Origin of the sequence: uncultured Microbulbifer sp. (assembly GCF_947498635.1) — a bacterium.
Classification (GTDB): domain Bacteria; phylum Pseudomonadota; class Gammaproteobacteria; order Pseudomonadales; family Cellvibrionaceae; genus Microbulbifer; species Microbulbifer echini.
Genome location: NZ_CANMKV010000047.1, coordinates 14,121 through 31,247, shown reverse-complemented (window position 1 = coordinate 31,247; position 17,127 = coordinate 14,121). Strand labels below are relative to the sequence as shown.

Annotated in this window: 17 protein-coding genes and 1 pseudogene; 4 read left to right on the top strand and 14 right to left on the bottom strand. The window is 51.5% G+C overall.

All coding sequences use genetic code 11. From position 1 onward, the window contains the following. Positions 1-378: 378 nt before the first annotated feature. The 7 genes and pseudogenes from Q1A69_RS17715 to Q1A69_RS17685 form a co-directional block, all read right to left on the bottom strand. On the bottom strand, positions 379-714 hold the full coding sequence (locus tag Q1A69_RS17715) for a hypothetical protein (RefSeq protein WP_299588423.1): 336 nt from the start codon (positions 712-714) through the stop codon (positions 379-381). Between the two features lie 100 nt (positions 715-814). After that, positions 815-1,039 (bottom strand): transposase domain-containing protein, encoded by a 225-nt coding sequence (locus Q1A69_RS17710; protein ID WP_299588427.1) that lies wholly within the window; start codon positions 1,037-1,039, stop codon positions 815-817. A gap of 12 nt (positions 1,040-1,051) precedes the next feature. Further along, positions 1,052-1,422 (bottom strand): annotated as a pseudogene (locus tag Q1A69_RS17705) (transposase); the annotation flags it as partial. Continuing rightward, positions 1,307-1,702, bottom strand: a complete 396-nt coding sequence (locus tag Q1A69_RS17700) for a transposase (RefSeq protein ID WP_299588425.1) — start codon at positions 1,700-1,702, stop codon at positions 1,307-1,309. The pseudogene Q1A69_RS17705 and the gene Q1A69_RS17700, both read right to left, overlap by 116 nt. A 1,153-nt stretch (positions 1,703-2,855) precedes the next feature. Next, positions 2,856-3,416: a hypothetical protein gene (locus tag Q1A69_RS17695; RefSeq protein WP_299588420.1), complete on the bottom strand. Its 561-nt coding sequence runs from the start codon at positions 3,414-3,416 to the stop codon at positions 2,856-2,858. Between the two features lie 296 nt (positions 3,417-3,712). Beyond that, entirely contained in the window at positions 3,713-4,729 is a 1,017-nt protein-coding gene (locus Q1A69_RS17690) for an NAD(P)-dependent alcohol dehydrogenase (protein WP_299588418.1), read from the bottom strand. 188 nt (positions 4,730-4,917) lie between these two features. Continuing rightward, complete coding sequence (locus tag Q1A69_RS17685; protein WP_299588416.1) at positions 4,918-5,313, bottom strand: glycine zipper family protein; 396 nt, start codon at positions 5,311-5,313, stop codon at positions 4,918-4,920. Between the two features lie 352 nt (positions 5,314-5,665). On the opposite strand from Q1A69_RS17685, the gene betT reads away from it, so the two are divergent. Both betT and betA read left to right on the top strand, forming a co-directional pair. Then, the gene (gene betT / locus Q1A69_RS17680) at positions 5,666-7,732 is read left to right on the top strand and encodes a choline BCCT transporter BetT (RefSeq protein WP_299588412.1); all 2,067 of its coding nucleotides are present in this window, start codon (positions 5,666-5,668) and stop codon (positions 7,730-7,732) included. Between the two features lie 9 nt (positions 7,733-7,741). Beyond that, complete coding sequence (gene betA / locus Q1A69_RS17675; RefSeq protein WP_299588409.1) at positions 7,742-9,439, top strand: choline dehydrogenase; 1,698 nt, start codon at positions 7,742-7,744, stop codon at positions 9,437-9,439. A gap of 106 nt (positions 9,440-9,545) precedes the next feature. On the opposite strand, the gene Q1A69_RS17670 is transcribed toward betA, so the two are convergent. The 7 genes from Q1A69_RS17670 to Q1A69_RS17640 form a co-directional block, all read right to left on the bottom strand. Continuing rightward, positions 9,546-10,349, bottom strand: coding sequence for a TorF family putative porin (locus tag Q1A69_RS17670; RefSeq protein WP_299588406.1), 804 nt, complete (start codon positions 10,347-10,349; stop codon positions 9,546-9,548). Between the two features lie 303 nt (positions 10,350-10,652). Beyond that, positions 10,653-11,159: a DUF2878 domain-containing protein gene (locus Q1A69_RS17665; RefSeq protein WP_299588403.1), complete on the bottom strand. Its 507-nt coding sequence runs from the start codon at positions 11,157-11,159 to the stop codon at positions 10,653-10,655. Then, the gene (locus tag Q1A69_RS17660; RefSeq protein ID WP_299588401.1) at positions 11,159-12,418 is read right to left on the bottom strand and encodes a cyclopropane-fatty-acyl-phospholipid synthase family protein; all 1,260 of its coding nucleotides are present in this window, start codon (positions 12,416-12,418) and stop codon (positions 11,159-11,161) included. Before Q1A69_RS17660 ends, Q1A69_RS17665 begins: the two co-directional genes overlap by 1 nt. Further along, a complete protein-coding gene (locus tag Q1A69_RS17655; protein ID WP_299588398.1) occupies positions 12,415-13,194 on the bottom strand; it encodes a DUF1365 domain-containing protein in 780 nt (259 codons plus the stop codon). The genes Q1A69_RS17660 and Q1A69_RS17655 overlap by 4 nt, the downstream gene beginning before the upstream one ends. 13 nt (positions 13,195-13,207) lie before the next feature. Beyond that, complete coding sequence (locus Q1A69_RS17650; protein WP_299588395.1) at positions 13,208-14,458, bottom strand: FAD-dependent oxidoreductase; 1,251 nt, start codon at positions 14,456-14,458, stop codon at positions 13,208-13,210. Beyond that, the gene (locus Q1A69_RS17645) at positions 14,458-15,234 is read right to left on the bottom strand and encodes an SDR family NAD(P)-dependent oxidoreductase (protein WP_299588392.1); all 777 of its coding nucleotides are present in this window, start codon (positions 15,232-15,234) and stop codon (positions 14,458-14,460) included. The genes Q1A69_RS17650 and Q1A69_RS17645 overlap by 1 nt, the downstream gene beginning before the upstream one ends. 3 nt (positions 15,235-15,237) lie before the next feature. Further along, on the bottom strand, positions 15,238-15,669 hold the full coding sequence (locus tag Q1A69_RS17640; protein WP_299588388.1) for a nuclear transport factor 2 family protein: 432 nt from the start codon (positions 15,667-15,669) through the stop codon (positions 15,238-15,240). A gap of 146 nt (positions 15,670-15,815) precedes the next feature. On the opposite strand from Q1A69_RS17640, the gene Q1A69_RS17635 reads away from it, so the two are divergent. Both Q1A69_RS17635 and Q1A69_RS17630 read left to right on the top strand, forming a co-directional pair. Next, on the top strand, positions 15,816-16,433 hold the full coding sequence (locus Q1A69_RS17635; protein ID WP_299588386.1) for a sigma-70 family RNA polymerase sigma factor: 618 nt from the start codon (positions 15,816-15,818) through the stop codon (positions 16,431-16,433). A 7-nt stretch (positions 16,434-16,440) separates the two neighbouring features. Beyond that, positions 16,441-17,124: a ChrR family anti-sigma-E factor gene (locus Q1A69_RS17630; protein ID WP_299588383.1), complete on the top strand. Its 684-nt coding sequence runs from the start codon at positions 16,441-16,443 to the stop codon at positions 17,122-17,124. Positions 17,125-17,127 lie beyond the last annotated feature (3 nt).

Genomic DNA, 17,127 nt, shown 5'->3' with positions numbered 1-17,127 from the left:
ACCCGGTTATGCATTTTCTAAAATGCCTCTTATAATTTAAAAGTGGCACCACTCCCGCGCAGCGGGTTTGTACAACAGTTTATTAAAGAGCCAGTGGCTCACTATCCATTTGGCCACTATTTCTGGGATGGAGCTTCCAGGCTCGGCAGAAAAGCCTTTAATTGCGCTAGGTTATAGACTATTCGTTCAAATAGTAACCAGAGATAGTGAGCCATCGGCTCAAGTCGCTGGGTTCAACCTCCCGCTCTTGAACACATTTTACCTATAATTAAATCAATAAGTTAGGGGGGACTTCCTGTGGATATCAGCCATGGCTCTATAATTCGGGCCTTCGTACTGGCGATACGCCCAATCCACCACTGAAAATAACGGCCAGTATTACCCACTCGGAATCGCCATAGCCGCAATAGAGCTATGCACGGCCAGGCAGTTGGCCACTTCAACAATGCAGCTCGCCACTAAATCAGCCACATGGTCGGCGACATTTACTACTCCGCCGCCATCGGTTTGCAGGGTTTTGGTAGTGACATAAACACTGGTCATTGGATCGTCGGCGCCGTCAGTTTGTACTGTATTCTGGTCATCAATCACGGCGATGGTGCATTTTAAAACGGCGGGTGTTTCAGGGGTTGCGGCTTCGACTTTCTGAGTTACCCTGTAAGCGACCTTACCAGATCGTAGGTAAGAGTTGTATTTAGAGTACTGGGATAGCACGCTGAATGCTAAGTCATGGAAGGCTTAAAGGGCCGTTTCTTCAACAGACAAATACGGCTATTCAACAGACGCTCGCCTTCTTGCGGGCAGCATCGCTGTATCATGCGGCTGCGGCCATCCCAACTTTCTCAAGCTGGATATACCAGGGTAGCAGTGCCCCATAATCCCCAACGGATTGGCAGTGAGGAATCTGCTCAAGTATCTCCACATAATACCTGTAGGGGTCAAGGCCGTGAATCTTGGCAGTGCGAATCAAACTGAAGCGCAGGCATAATGCTCTAGCGCCATTGACCGAAGATGCAAATAGGAAGTTCTTTCGAGCCATGAGAAAGGGTTTGATTTCCTGTTCAGTCAAAATGTTGCCGATTTCTAAGCGACCATCGTTGAGGAAGCACATAGCCCATTCCAATACTTCAGGCAGTGATTCATTGCCTTGCCCAGCGGGGATTTGGGTAGCACTTGCGGATAGTGCTCATCCAGCCAGCACTTAAAGGCCGTCATAATCGGCCTGTACTTCTCTTCTCGCAGATCGTGTCGCTGTTTTGCGGCCAGCTGAATCTCTTTGGCCGTCCTCTCAACCCGGTAGAGCTTCTTATAAAAGTGCATTGCCCGTTTTGCCAGCCCATCCCCTTGCGCCGCTCTCGCTATGGGTTCGAATTTTCGCCGGGCATGTGCATTGCAATGATTTGGGTACAGCTGTCTGCTCAAACAACAATTCAAAAAATGGATCAGTATCGCAATGTAGTGTGCCTTTAAAGCCGACAAACCAGTCATTCACAAAATTTTTGTGATCAAGGGCATTATATTCATAGAGGATCGCTTCCGTTCTCGGAGGGCCACCTCGGAAACAGTAGGCATAAGATTTTCGGCTTGCTGGCCGGCCAGGTTCATTAAGAACTTGGAATGACGTGGTATCCAAAGCCCAAAAATCGTGGCCAATGACGCCGTCTTTTAGGAAATTGACAGTGGTTGTAGGGGAAGTGAGAATCGCTCTAAACGGCCCACAGAGACTTGCCGAATTATTCAGGGACTTCTTAACGCTTCAGACAGAAGCAAAAAAAAATATTTGTTCTTCGCAATAGGCAACATTATATTTGACCGATGTCATTTATTGAGCTGTAGCAACATCATTATGGCAACTGGCAGATTCTTGCTAACAGAGTGCACAATCCTGGCTCTAGCCGCCCTGATACTACTGGGTATTTCATCTTCTCCCCGAGCGAGCAGTTTAAATGAGCAGGAAGCCCGCAAGCGGTGCCTCAAAACCTGTAAAGAGGTTTACTACCGGTGTATTGGAGATAACAAGCAGATACCAGCCGATTGTGTAAGCGATAAGAGGTACTGTGATCTTATTTGTTATGAGGATGATCTCTATTATCGCGAACGTGACTATCTGCGTCGTTTACACAGACGCAGCCGCTGGGACTAACGCCTTTAAGGCCCACCTCCAGAGGCGAAACACACGAACTCTCGCACTTCTACAATGCAGAACAAATACCCTTAAAATCCGAAAACATCCTGCACTGCAATTGCACTCGTCTCTCGAATCCCCCTGTATTCTGCCGATAACGGATGCCACTGGCCTTTGTGGGATACTCTACAAATACACGCTCCTCAAATCCTTGCAACTCATCACCAAACTTTGCGTCTCCCTGAGCGATATATCAATCCTGAGGGATACCCCTGATCAGATCATACACCTCATAAACAGTGCGCTTTACTGTTGCGGGAAGCCAGCATCGACAAAAACCAACCAGCGCCTTGCCACAATATTAATACCTACACTGCGCATCGCCTATGCACCAGATTTTCACACGCTAGAAATTTCGCCTAAAATTCAATATCGGCAGGAATTTTAAACTGGTGGCCATCGTTGGATATAACATAAGCTCAAAATTGATGCGGAAAAATGACTGTGATTTCAGGCAGGATAACAACGTATTTATAGGCTCCCAATGACGATACGCAGGAACAATATAACCGAATCGATTAAAAAGTGGGGTCCCGCTGCTAATTTACAAGCGTTACCTTTTACATTCTTCGCAATCGATCCATCCCCCACGCATGAAGCGTCTTACTGAAACTCAGGGGGAGCCGCACCACGATAGCAAACCCTATTTAAACCCTGAGTCGCCAATAAATTATTCAGAACTCTGATTACTGGGTAATTTACGAGCAGACTGAACAAAATAGCCATATTGACTCTCCAGGAGATCAAGCCTTACAGTATCTCCCACATCAATAGACTCAAAGAAGCGGTGAGTTACGCAGGTAGCGTAAGTCTGCCCATAATAGATACTACGGCAAACATGCCCCCAACGGTTTTTGTACACTGCTTTCTTGCTGATAACCCGCTCAATCCTAGCCTCACTACCAAACGTATTCGTATAATATGCAGGGGCGGCAACATAAATCACCCCCCAGGTAAAGCCATAGAAAATAAAATAACACAGCCCCCAACAAACACTCCGAAGCACAATATTCGATTGATTTATCTTGTTTTCTGGGTGCTTATCTAACAGCAGAGGCAGAGCCCATATCGCAGCCAATAGCCAAACAACAATACCACCATAACCGGGATCATTATAAAATTGGTATCGACCTATCTCAAAAGATCCCATTAGCAACAGCAGCATTAGTATAGAAACCAAGGTGTAAGCCTTTTCCTTACCACTGGCACCTTTACGAAAAATTACGTTCACAATAAAATCTCAAAAACCAACCAACTGGATTCCCTCAGGAAATTACCGCTTAATCTAGCGACCTAATCACAACAAACATTATTTTTTTTGAAATTCTCAGTAATTTTTAATGTGAATAAAAGCAGGGGAAAATGGCCATCATAAATGATGACTGGAGACTCTCTACCAATAAAAAAATACCAGCCGTTATTTTTTTAAATATACAGATAACATTTACATTCTTTTCCGGGAGGCTCCCTCCCCGGAAAAACCCAGCTGATCAAAATACATCTACCCTAGGAGCCCCTTAGAAAGCCCTACTCCCTGGAGAGTACAATCCGATACTTGGAGTTACCCGACTTCAGGTGTTTAAACGCGTCTTCAATCTGGCTCATAGGGTAAATTTCTACCTGCGGCCTGATTTGATGGTGGGCGACAAAATCGAGCATAGTTTCAATCGTTGCCGGACTCCCCACTGGGGAGGCGGAAAGCGAGCGCTGACCAAATAATACGGGGAAAAGTGTGAATTGAATAGGATCAACGATGGCGCCGACAAAGTGCAAGCGCCCTTTGGGCTTTAACGCCTGAATGTACAAATCCCAATTCAGATTCACATTGACTGTTGAAATAATAAAATCGAAACTCATAGCGGCGGATTTAATTTCCTCCGGATCGCGCGAATTCAATGTTTTATGTGCGCCAAGGGACAAAGCTTCCGTACGCTTGTGTTCACTGGAGGTAAAAGCCGTGACATCACAACCCCAGGCATTCAGGAACATCAGTGCCAGGTGCCCCAACCCTCCAATACCAATTACCCCCACTTTGGCCGTCGGTTTAATATCAAACTGCACAAGAGGATTGAAGACAGTAATACCACCACACAACAGTGGCCCGGCAGAAACCAGGTCGACCCCCTCGGGAATCTCCAGCAGACTATCCATATCAGCGCGAGCCTTATCGGCGAAACCCCCACCGGTAAGCGTGGTAAAACGGGCCTCAGCACATAAGTTTTTGTCACCCTGCCGGCAATAGTGGCAGGTTTCGCAATACCCAGAATTCCAACCTAACCCGACAACGGTACCGGGCTTGAAGTGTTTGGCGTGCTCTCCCGTGGCAACAACCCGCCCAATAACTTCATGGCCGGCAACCATGGGGTACCTGGATATTCCCCATTCATCCTCAATCATGCTGAGGTCACTGTGACAAATACCACAGTAGAGCACTTCCAGCTCCACCTCCGTCGCCCCCAGCGCACCCACTTTCACCTGATACGGTTCAAAGCCCCCCCCGGCCTGCATAACCCCGTAGGCATTAATGATATTGCCGCTGGACATAACATACTCCCGAGGTATTGATTGAAAACAATCCTGAACTCTCAGACTAAAAACCACTGCCCCCACCTGAGTACCGTAAAAGAGCAACAAAAAAAGAGCCGGGAAACTCCCGGCCCAAGCCAAGTCCTGTGAGGTTGCCGAATATCAGAGGACCTACGAGAAAACTTGGCAAATTCCTGTGAGGGAAATTAATTCAGCACGCGATATCCGCGGCCGCGCAGACAGTTCTTAATAATCTGCTGGGCCTCGGCTCCGGCACTACCAGCACCGGAAAGGCCGCCCACCAGAGCGCCTGCTCCAGCACCGGCTGCCGCCGCCCGGCTGCTATCGCCAACGATGGCGCCTAGAGCACCCCCAACCACCGCGCCACCGGCAGCGCCGGTCAGGCCTCGGCGGCCCTGATCGCTGTAAGTGGAATAGGCGATCCCCTTACATTCAGAGAGGTCAACTTGATACTGGCTCATATTGACACCCCAAGTATCAATTACGATGCCCCCGGCACCTGGCACCTGCTCTGGCTGAGCAGCGCACCCAATCAGAAGGGCCATGCAGAATCCAGCGGTGACGGTAATACCAGTCTTCATCGGACACCTCTTACAGCCTGTGCCTAGAGAGCGCGAAAATGTCACGCTTTTCATCATTAGGTTTAGCCGTTGGTAGAAGTTCGCGCCAGTCCGCAAAGGGGAAAAGCAAGAAAAAGAATGACTAGAAGGCCGCTGACAAAGCCCTATTGAGTGTTTTTGCCGCTCTGCCATGGCGCCAATAATCGGGCTGGGTTTAGCGGCTCTCGCGTCCCGTGGACGATATCGATTTAACCGAGCAGATACGTCAATGGATATTCTGAGATGGCACCCAATACCCAGTGCGCACAATCGGCTACTGCAAGCCATGGCCTACTCTGATGGGATAGATAGTTTCTATTTTTACAGGGGATACATGCAGAGCGCCAAATCGCCCGAAGACGAATCCAAAGCAGCCCCCGAGCCAGTGCGAATAAAGCCACTGGTATTTTATGGCTCCGTCGTGGGTATCGTACTGTTCTCCCTCTGGGCGATGATTTTTACCGAGCAAGCGGTCAATGTTATTTACGGTACTCTGGGCTGGATCTCGAGCAGTTTTGGCTGGTTTTACTTTCTCGCCGTCGTCACCTACCTCGTCTTCGTGGTCTTGGTGGCGATATCCAAATTCGGGGACATCAAACTCGGCCCCGATCACTCGGAGCCCGAATTCAATATCGTGACCTGGGCAGCTATGCTATTCAGCGCTGGAATTGGTATCGATCTGATTTTTTACTGCATCGTAGAACCCGTCACTCAGTTTATGGAGCCGCCCGTTGGCGAGGGCGGCAGCATCGAAGCGGCACGCCATGCTATGGCGCTGACCTTTCTGCACTGGGGCCTGTCCGGCTGGGGCGTCTATACCCTGGTGGGGATGTCCCTGGCCTTCTTCAGCTATCGCCATGGGCTGCCCCTCACTATCCGCTCTGCACTCTACCCACTATTTGGCAAGCGTATTTATGGATCAATCGGTAATTCGGTGGATATTGCTGCGGTGCTGGGCACGGTATTTGGCGTTGCGACCAGCCTGGGAATTGGGATTATCCAGCTCAATTACGGCTTACAGTACATGTTCGGTATACCGGAGGGCACAATTACGCAATCAGTCCTGGCAATCCTGATTGTGGTGTTTGCCGCAATCTCTGCCGCGACCGGTGTCGAGCGCGGAATTCGGCGACTGTCAGAATTTAATATGTTACTGGCGGTGGTCTTGATGCTCTACGTATTGTTTGCCGGCAAGACCCGTTTTTTACTCGACGCCTTCGTTACCAATATCGGCGACTACCTGCAAAACTTTGCCGGGCTGTCCTTCAATACCTATGCTTTCGCCCCGCCCACAGACTGGCTCAATGCCTGGACACTCTTTTTCTGGGCATGGTGGATCGCCTGGGGGCCATTTGTCGGCCTGTTTCTGGCGCGAATTTCCCGAGGCCGCACCATCCGCGCCTTCGTTACCGGCACCCTGATTCTGCCTTTCACGTTCATGGCCGCCTGGATGGCCATCATGGGCAACTCCGCCATCGACATGGTGATGGGCGGCGCTACGGAGTTTGGCGTACAGGCAGTAGAGAAACCTGGATCGGCCATCTACCTGTTTCTGGAACAGCTGCCCTGGGGCCTCTTAACCACCATTGCGGTAACCATTCTGTCGATCGTGTTCTTTGTCACGTCTGGCGACTCGGGCTCTCTGGTGCTTTCCAATCTCACCATCCGGCTCGAAGATCCCAATCAGGACGCACCGCCGTGGATGCGTATTCTATGGGCGGCCATCATCGGTATTGTGACCATTGCCCTGCTGATGACTGGCGGCCTTTCCGCCCTACAGGGAGCGGTGGTCATCATGGGGCTCCCCTTTGCCATCGTCCTGCTGCTGATGATGCTGGGCCTGTACAGAGCGTTGCAGCTCGAAGGGCTCAAATCCGCGAGTATGCAGGAGGCCCTGTCCGGGCACCTTTCAGGCAGAACCATATCGCGGGAAGGTCATACCAATTGGGCCCAGCGGCTATCTCGCGCCATCAGCTTTCCCACCCTGAAACAGGTAGACACGTTTATACAGCGGACCGTAAAACCTGCGTTCGAAGCGGTGAAAGAGAAACTCGAAGAAGAGGGGCACCCGGTCAGTATCACCGGGGATAGCGGCGACAAACTGCACCTGGCACTCAGCGTGGATCTCGGCGGCGAGTCGGCCTTCACTTATCAGGTATGGCCCAAGCGGTGCTCGATGCCAGCATTTACCCTGCTCACAGAGCAACCCCATTCCAGCTACTATCGACTTGAGCCCCACCTGCAGGAAGGCGGGCTGACCTACGATCTGATGGGCTACACCCGCGAACAAGTGATCGGCGATATCGTCGACCACTTCGAAGTGCACCTGCAGTACCTATACATGCGCCGTGAACGCAAGACACGTACATCCGGCAAAGAGGGCGAACCAGGATCGGCCTAGGGCAAGTAGATGAGTAATCAGGACTTCGATCAAGCTGTTGACTATATCGTAGTGGGAGCCGGTTCTGCCGGCGCCGTGCTGGCCAACCGGCTAACGGAGGATGGTAACAACAGTCTTCTGCTACTGGAGTTTGGTGGCAAAGATAATTCCATCTTTATCCGTATGCCTTCAGCGTTTTCCATTCCGCTAAATATGCCGAAGTACGACTGGGCGTTTTACACCGAGCCGGAGCCGGGACTACATGGACGGCGCATCCATCAGGCGCGTGGCAAGGTCATTGGTGGCTCCTCTTCCATCAACGGGATGGCCTTTGTGCGGGGCTGTGCCGGCGACTACGAGGAGTGGGTGGAACAGGGGGCATCGGGATGGGGCTACGCCGCTGTCCTGCCCTACTTCCGTCGGGCCGAAACCTGTATCTATGGTGGTGATGCCTACCGCGGTGACCAGGGGCCCACCACCACCTGCAACGGCAACAATATGAAGAACCCGCTTTACCGCGCCTTCATTGAGGCCGGCACCCAGGCGGGTTACGGCTTTACCGAGGATTACAACGGCTATCGTCAGGAGGGCTTCGGGCGCATGGATATGTCGGTGCGCGACGGTGTTCGCTGCTCAACCGCACTCGCCTACCTAAAGCCCGCTCTCGGCCGCAGTAACCTCGAACTCAAGATGCATGCGCTTACAACACGTGTGATTCTGCAGGGCAAGAAAGCCATCGGCGTGGAGTACCAGCAAAACGGCAAGACCTTTCGCGCGCGCGCCAATAAAGAAGTCATCGTTGCCGCCAGCGCATTCAACTCGCCCAAGTTGCTAATGTTGTCCGGCATAGGGCCCGCGGCGCATTTGCAGGAACACGGTATTGCCGTGGTGCACGATCTGCCCGGTGTCGGACAAAACCTGCAGGACCACCTGGAAGTCTGGGTACAGCAAGAGTGCAAGCAGAAAATTACCCTCAACGGCTGGCTCGGGCCATTGGGTAAGGCCTGGATTGGCCTCAACTGGCTGCTCTTCAAACGGGGCCTGGGTGCTTCCAACCATTTTGAATCCAACGGCTACATCCGCAGTCGCGCCGGCCTTAAATACCCGGATATCCAATATCACTTCCTCGCTGGCGCCATTGCCTACGATGGTTCGAGCGCAGTGAAAGGGCACGGATTCCAAGTGCACCTGGGAGCCAACAAACCGCTGAGCCGCGGTTGGGTCAAACTCAAGTCGGCAGATCCCGCCGTCGCACCGGAAATGCTCTTCAATTATTTAGCCCACGAAGAGGACAAGCAAGCCTTCCGCACCGGCCTGCACCTCACCCGTGAAATTTTTGCCCAGGCCGGGATGGACCCCTATCGGGGGCGGGAAATTTCGCCGGGAACGGAAGTACAAAGTAACGATGAGATCGACCACTGGCTCGCACAAACGGCCGAAACCGCCTACCATCCCGCCGGTAGCTGCCGTATGGGCAGTGATGAAATGGCCGTAGTGGATACCGAGTGCCGGGTGCATGGTATCGAAAACCTGCGTGTGGTGGATTCGTCCATTATGCCAACCTTAACCAACGGCAATCTCAATGCTCCCACCATCATGATTGGTGAAAAGGCGGCCGATCATATTCTGGGTAAGGCCTTACTGGAACCAGCCACCGCGGAAAGCTATATAGCGAACGAATGGGAAAGTAGCCAACGGGAGGGAGAGCCGGAACGCCCTCTACGCTAGGGACAACCGAGAGACAACGCTGTCTCAACCCGCCCAGCAATAAAGAGAGCCTTAGAGGTGAGGTCCCCGCCGCTGCAGAGCAATTCCTAAGAGCTTGTGTTCAACACTAGAAATTGCGGGTGACTTTAAACACAAATCGCCCATCGGCCAAATTTGGGTTGGCCAGGAATGGATCGATTCCATCAGTATCGTACCAACGCAATCCCAAAATATAATCGCTGATTTTCCAATCTATACCAGCGTCGTAATAGCCATAGTTGAGGTGACTGTATGAGGACTCAAAAGTTTGCTCGCCGAGATGCAGAACAATATCCATATAGCTGGCAAGCTCAAAACTGAACGTCGCCTCATAAGCCAGAGAGTCCACATTATTGAGAAAATCTCTGCCGAAGTAATTATTTGAATACCAGAGACTCGGACTGATCGTTAATTTATCTACCGTAAAGCTAAGGATCAGATAGGTTTCAGCATAATCAAAATCAAATTCCGATTTCGGATAATTGTAGGACCAGTAGCCGATATTTAAATTGACCTCAGTATCCGGTAGATTTCCGGACCACCCAACATAGGGATCAAATTCCATACTGTTGCCCGGACCGCCAAAGTCCGTGTTGGTTGTCCACACACCAATATAGAAGCCTATATCGTGGGACCAATTGAGATCTCCCTGAACCGTGGGACCATTATTTGAGTTGGAGATGCTGCGGAACATATAGTCGGAGGCAATCACCAGATTACCAGCGACCGTGCCAAATCCATCGTCCTCGTCGTCCTCGCCGTTTTCCTCTTTCTCGCCGCTCCCGTAAATGTCACCCCTTTCCTCGCCGATCTCTTCCGCCGCCAGATAGGTGGAATTCATTAACCCTACAGCCCCGATCAAGATCAAGACCCGCGCGAGGTAAGCGTCCACTACTTGCTCCTTGGTGGCTAAGGTGACAAAACCAGAAACCACATTTTCCTTTTAATGGATTAGTGTAGTGAACTCATTCTGCCCACTGTCTTTGAGCACCCCATCTCGACCAGATTTGGTGGCTAGCCATCCTTATTTCGATAGGGCTGCACTAGGATAATGTAGTCAATCATCTACTGAGCGACTGACACCTTCTCTGCTGCAAGGCTCTTCAGCCCATTTGTGGCACTACGATCCACGCCCCGATCACCAGCGCGATCAGGTGCCCAAGCAGCGCCCACCTTTTAAAAACAGTGTAACCATTTACGGTTGAGCAGGGTTGATCGTACGAGCCAAGTAGCTAAAAGCCGGTAGCATTAGCGCCCACAACAGTGACAGTATCATCAGTGATTGCCACAAAGGCTGACCCAGCTCTACAGTGCCATTTAAAAAGGCGCCGGAGTAGTAACTGAAAGGACCGAAGAAACCGCCCAATAATACGGCGAACCAGAGGTTGCGCTGTAAAAAAACCAAGCTGTAGCGCAGTGTCATAGCAAAGTTTAACCACAAACAGATCAACCAGATTGGCGGCCAGGAACTATCATTTCGATTTTGCAATATATCCAGATGAAAAAGTACAGAATCCACCCCCACCCCGAACAGAAAAACAGCGCCCAGCCACAGGGGCTCCCTGCGTAGGTTTGCCACAAAAACCAGGTGAATGAATAAATTCGCCAGGGTGAACGGCACAACAACCCAAGGCCTCGCAACGATCACGCAGAGAGGCCAGGCAACATCAAACAGTAAGGCATTGGCGATCCATCGCCACATCAAAACCTGCCGAGATAACGCGGCTTGGCGAAGACAAACTGGGCGGTACTAATCACCCGCTGCATAAATCCACCTTCGCAGTAACACAAATAAAATTCCCACATGCGAATAAAGCGTTCGTCGAAACCCAGTTGACGCACTTGTGACAACTGACTTAAAAACGCTTCACGCCAGTACCTTAGGGTACGCGCATAATCCGCAGTAATGTCTTCCAACCCCACAATCTGCATATCCGTGGCTGTGGCTATCTGCTCAGCAACAATCTGGTTAGATGGCAAACAACCGCCGGGAAAAATATAGCGCTGGATAAAATCTATCTCTTTGCGGTACTGGTGGTAACGCTGGTCTGCGATAGTAATAGCCTGCATCAACATCAATCCCTCGTCTTTAAGCAGGCGATTACAGATTGAAAAGAACTTGCGATGGTATTCATGCCCAACGGCTTCCACCATTTCAATAGAGACCAGTTTGTCAAAGCAGCCATGTAAGTCCCGGTAGTCTTGCAACAGCACGGTAACCCTGTCCTGCAACCCCTCCCGCTCCACCCACCCGCGGGCATACTCATATTGCTCTGCGGAAATGGTCGCGGTGGTTACCTGGCAGCCGTAATGCTTTGCCGCATAAATGGCCATCCCCCCCCAGCCAGTGCCAATTTCCAGTAAATGATCATCGGCTTTCAATTGCAGTTTCTGGCAAATATGCTCCATTTTATAAACGGAGGCTTGGTATAAAGAGGTGTGCTCTGAAGGGAATATCCCCGAAGAGTAGAGCATGGTTTTATCGAGAAACAACCTGAAAAAGTCATTGCCCAGATCGTAGTGTGCGGCAATATTTTTGCGCGAGCCGCTGCGATTATTGCTATTCCATCGGTGCAGTATACGCAACACCGTACGGGGTAGCTGACTCCAGCGGCCATCCATGCTCTCAACCAGGGACATGTTATCGACCATCACGCGAATCACATCCAATGGATTTGGAGAATCCCAGGCACCTTGCATATAAGCCTCGCCAGAGCCGATGGTGCCATTGAGCAATACCTGCACATAGGCATCCCCATCCCGGACACGAATATGCGCGCGTATTTTTGCCCGCTCTAGTGGCTGGCCAAACCGGTAACTGACTCCTCCCTCTTCAATTAACAGGTGACCGCGCTCAATTACTTGCATCTTACTCAGGACCAACTTGCGTGCGAGCCGCACCAACCAGGACTGAGTTTCCTCTGCGGCAGCTGCCGCGGGTGACTCCTCTGCAACCTTCATAAATGCTTCCCCCCTCCCCTGTCGCCGGGATGAGCATAGACAGGTGTGCGCTTGAACCATAACTTCAACGCTTGCCAATAAATGGTGGCAATCACTTTTACAGTCATCAATGGGTACTGAATTAAGATGCGATTGAGCAGAGAGCCACTCAATTCTCGACGGCGCAAGCTCAGAATGGCATCGAACAGCGGGCGCTCACATTGCCCTTCTGCAGTCTGATCAAAATTTTGCAAATAAGCGGTAAGGCGGTCGCTCGGAGTAATACTGCGCCAGCGGTAACCCTGGGTAATGGGCATAAACGGGGAAACATGAAACGTCTTGGCAAACACCACCTTCTGGACCCGCGCTCCGGAGCGGCAATCCAACACATAGCTGTGTCGCTCCTTCCAGGGTGTATTGTGTACATCCAGTAATAACCAGCGCACTTCCTTGCCCTCAGGATCAAAGCAGTAATAAATACTGATAGGATTCATGTTATAGCCAAAGTAGCGCCAGTTGGCGAGTAGGCGCACAGGCCCCTGTGGACGCTCTCCAGAAATCTCCTCAACCCGGCGGCGCACAGCTTCATCGAGGCTTAACGCCGGATCTCCCAAAAAATCCTCCCGCCGAAAACGCGCCGGTGCCCAGGGCTTTTTGGACCACCAGGGCGATAGGGTACAAAGCTGATCCACCTCCGCCAGATCCACATACACCATAAAAACTTTGTAGCGGAATTCATTCTGACGCGGCGCAAAGCGGCGGTGCTGTACCCAACCGGTGTAGATAGCGCTCTCCATTAAGGCTTCTCCCTCACCAGGCAACACCAAGGCCCTCAGCGACCCGCAAGGCACTGTTTACTCCATCTTCATGAAAACCATTGGTCCAATAGGCTCCACAGAACCAAGTGCGATTGACTCCATTAATCCGCGCCCACTGCTGCTGTGCTCGGGAGCTCGCAACGGAGAATTGGGGGTGTGCATATTCAAAGCGGCCGAGAACCTTTTCCGGGTCGATACGATCCTGAGCATTCAGAGTGACACAATAGGTTTTGTCGGTTTGCAGCCCCTGCAAAATGTTCATGTTGTAAGTGAGCAGAGGCCGCTGGTCTTGTTCGGCGCGCAGTCGGTAATTCCAGCTCGACCAGCTGCGCCGGCGCTGCGGCAGCAAAGCGGTATCCGTGTGTAATACCACGCTGTTGCGCGTATAGGGTATGGCACCGAGAAGCTGCTGCTCCAACTCAGAAGCATCCTCGAGGCACTCCAAGGCCTGATCCGAATGACAGGCTAAGACCACTTCGTCAAAATTATGCTGCTCACCTTTGCAGGTTTTCAATTCCACGCCCTGCGCTGTGCGCCTGAGGGACTGCACCTTGGTGGATAGACGCACTTTGTCGGCGTATGGCGCACTGAGTGCAGGAATATAGGCGCGTGACCCCCTTTTAATCACCCGCCACTGGGGCCGGCGCACCAGGTTGAGCAAACCGTGATTGAAAAAGAAGCGCACAAAGAAATTCACCGAAAATTCCAGCATCTGGGCCACACTGGCCGACCAGATCGCCGCCCCCATGGGCACCAGATAGCGATCGGCAAACTCCGCTGAATAGCCATTGGCAGGCAGGTATTCCCCCAGGGTTAAACCTTCATGCAGTCGTCCTTCGCGCCAATCCCGGGTGGCATCGCGATTAAAACGCACGATATCCCACAGCATGCGCCAATGGCCGGCGCTGAGAAAGTTCGAACGCTGGGAAAATAGTGTATTGAGATTATTACCGGCATACTCATACTTCTCCCGGTCACAGCGCACGCTGAAACCCATGACGGTAGGCTGGGACTCAATGCCCAGCTCATTGAGCAGGCAGATAAAATTTGGGTAGGTCCAGTCGTTATAAACAATAAATCCAGTATCGATGGCCAGTGTTCGTATCCCCTCCCGAATATCAATCGTCGCGGTATGACCGCCCAGGCGATCCTGCGACTCAAATAAAGTGATCTCGTGCTTGCGGCTCAATAGATAGGCCGCCGTCAGCCCGGCAATCCCACTGCCGACAATCGCGATACGCATCAATTCTTCCTTAAGGTACGAATCCTGCTTATTTTTGTTGTGCAAAAACGGAACCAAAGAGAACGGAAAAAGCCCAGAAAACGCAATGGCAGGCTCAGGCGATGGGGAAAATCAATAGTCGATGCTCCCCTGGCAAGGCCCTCTTCGATATATTTCGCCGCCCGCTCCGCGCTGATCAGGAAAGGCATGGAAAAGTCGTTTTCTGCGGTGAGGGGGGTCTCGACAAATCCGGGACGGATTAATACCACCTTGAGATTGGTGTGACAGACGTCCGCGCGCACTGAGGCCAGAAAGTAATCGAGTGCCGCTTTGGAACTGCCATAGGCCTCCGCCCTGGGAAACGGCACCACCGAGGATAAACTGCCAAGGGCCGCAAAAAGTGGCGATTGACTGATCGCTAACAAAGGCAAAGCACAGCGCAAGGTATTCACTACGCCAAAGAAATTAACATCGAATACCCGCCGGTACATGGCATTTTCAAGCTGCAAATCATCGTCGTACTCACAGGTGCCGGCACAGGCGATAACTGTATCCAAGTGATCGGTTAACGCCCTCAGTCGCTCCGAGATAGCCGCCATAGATTGATCATCGGCCACATCGCAATCGAGCACGTGAATACGCGCAGGAGCAATTTGCTGTAATTCCTCCAGCGCCTCGCGCCGGCGGCCACTGGCGATCACAACATTGTTATGCGCGACAAAACGCAGAACCAAAGCTCGTCCAATACCGGAGCTAGCCCCGGTTATCCATAGAGTCCTATCGCGAATTTCCCCCACCAATTAACCCTGCCCCATGCGCAATTTAATTTTGCGCACCAGAGAGCCCAAAAGTGGCACTTGTTCGTAGACCATCGCTCCCATGTCATAAAAGTCTTCGTGATAAAACACTTTGTCAGAAAAACGCACAAAACTGCAGCCCCGCAGACGCAGAGGTCGCCCCCCTTTTAATGATTGATGTGCATAGTGCATATACCACGGTAAACAGGCGCTATCACGAGTAATCGAAGCTTCTTCAAAACGAAAACGACACTGAGTGAGACCACGGCTCATACCGGAAAAATAAGACTTCAAGGCGGGCAGGCCCTCAATACGGTGCAGGGGGTCGCGAAATACAACTTTATCGCTATACATTTTTGACAAATTGGCGGGATCCCTCACAAGAAAATCTCGATAATAAGCTTGAATATCCTTTACTAGCGTTCGACTACTCATCTTCTCTTCCACGGTATTCCCCAGCGCAATCCCTCTGATTTACGTTAGTCTGTCGAAGACGGATCATAGAACTGAATTAAAAATTACCAATCCATTCGCCGCGAAGATACGTACAAGATATCGACATCACAGCAGAGAGCGCTAATATGGCGCATAGGCAAAGACACAACAGCAATGGAATTGCGGTGAAAGCTTCCCAGGATTACAAGGATGACTGGAGCAGGCTACTTACGCAGGTTGGCACTCAACGTGACCGACAGGCGTTCGAGCGCGTATTCCGACATTTTGCTCCGCTAATCAAGGGCTTTCACCACAGTCGCAGCACCCAGGCGCTCAATATCGAAACCGCCGATGAGTTGGTGCAGGAAGTGATGCTTAAGGTTTGGCATAAGGCCCCCCGCTTTGATCAGGGCAAAGCTTCTGCGAGCACCTGGATATTCACTATTATGCGCAATTGTCGAATTGATATGCTGCGCCGTAGCCAACGCCACCAAAATCGCGACAGCGATGTTGATGTAGCGGATATCTGGGATGAAAATCTGGAAAATCAGCCCTTACTTTTTTTACAACACAAGCGCAACGAGCGCGACATTGCCGACGGCCTCAGTGCCCTGCCTTCAGAGCAGAGCCATATTTTGGAGAAGGCCTATATGGAGGGAAAATCCCACAGCGAAATTTCAGAGGAACTGCGCCTGCCCCTGGGCACAGTGAAATCCCGCGTACGCCTGGCCATGAAGAAGTTACAAGCCAGATTTGTCAGGTAAATACCGAATGATTCGCCACCATCCGGATGAGAACCTACTGTTGGAATACGCCTCGGGCAGCCTCGCCCGCGGCCCCAGCCTCGTTGTAGCGGCCCATGTACAAATGTGTGCCGACTGCCGCTCCCATTTTCATACCCTGAATAATCTCGGTGGCTCCCTGCTTAATGGAAGCCCAGCGCAGCCTCTGCAGGCCAATGCCTTCGAGCGCCTGATGCAACGGATCAACCAGACCCCGGATAAAGTTGCTGAAAAGGGAGAAGACACCCCCATTGGCGAACAAATTGATCAGGATCCGGTTCTGGAGCATCTCCCTCGGGTCCTGTACCAACTATTAAACCGCAACCCAAATCGACATTGGAAAAGCCTGACCCGAAACCTGCAAATATGCCGGCTCAAGTCAGGGCAGAACGATTATGAAGTGGCTTTTCACCGTTTGCGCAGCGGCAGCGGCTTGCCGAAACACGACCACCGCGGACAGGAGTTTGCCCTGGTATTAAACGGCAGTTTTTCCGATCACAGAGGCATCTATGGACGGGGCGATTTTGTTTTGTGCGAACCGGGCCAAGTGCACAAACCCATAGCGACCCAGGATATGGACTGTCTGTGCTTTTCCGCCGTCGCCGCACCTGTAGCACTCACAGGGATTTCCGGGCTATTCCTCAACCCGCTAATTTCCTTCTGCCCAGGTTGAGGA

Coding starts and splice junctions, on each gene's coding strand:
- Q1A69_RS17710 (WP_299588427.1), bottom strand. CDS start 1,039: ATGGCTCGAAAGAACTTCCTATTTGCATCTTCGGTCAATGGCGCTAGA.
- Q1A69_RS17690 (WP_299588418.1), bottom strand. CDS start 4,729: ATGTCCAGCGGCAATATCATTAATGCCTACGGGGTTATGCAGGCCGGG.
- Q1A69_RS17685 (WP_299588416.1), bottom strand. CDS start 5,313: ATGAAGACTGGTATTACCGTCACCGCTGGATTCTGCATGGCCCTTCTG.
- betT (WP_299588412.1), top strand. CDS start 5,666: ATGCAGAGCGCCAAATCGCCCGAAGACGAATCCAAAGCAGCCCCCGAG.
- betA (WP_299588409.1), top strand. CDS start 7,742: ATGAGTAATCAGGACTTCGATCAAGCTGTTGACTATATCGTAGTGGGA.
- Q1A69_RS17665 (WP_299588403.1), bottom strand. CDS start 11,159: ATGTGGCGATGGATCGCCAATGCCTTACTGTTTGATGTTGCCTGGCCT.
- Q1A69_RS17660 (WP_299588401.1), bottom strand. CDS start 12,418: ATGAAGGTTGCAGAGGAGTCACCCGCGGCAGCTGCCGCAGAGGAAACT.
- Q1A69_RS17655 (WP_299588398.1), bottom strand. CDS start 13,194: ATGGAGAGCGCTATCTACACCGGTTGGGTACAGCACCGCCGCTTTGCG.
- Q1A69_RS17650 (WP_299588395.1), bottom strand. CDS start 14,458: ATGCGTATCGCGATTGTCGGCAGTGGGATTGCCGGGCTGACGGCGGCC.
- Q1A69_RS17640 (WP_299588388.1), bottom strand. CDS start 15,669: ATGAGTAGTCGAACGCTAGTAAAGGATATTCAAGCTTATTATCGAGAT.
- Q1A69_RS17635 (WP_299588386.1), top strand. CDS start 15,816: ATGGCGCATAGGCAAAGACACAACAGCAATGGAATTGCGGTGAAAGCT.
- Q1A69_RS17630 (WP_299588383.1), top strand. CDS start 16,441: ATGATTCGCCACCATCCGGATGAGAACCTACTGTTGGAATACGCCTCG.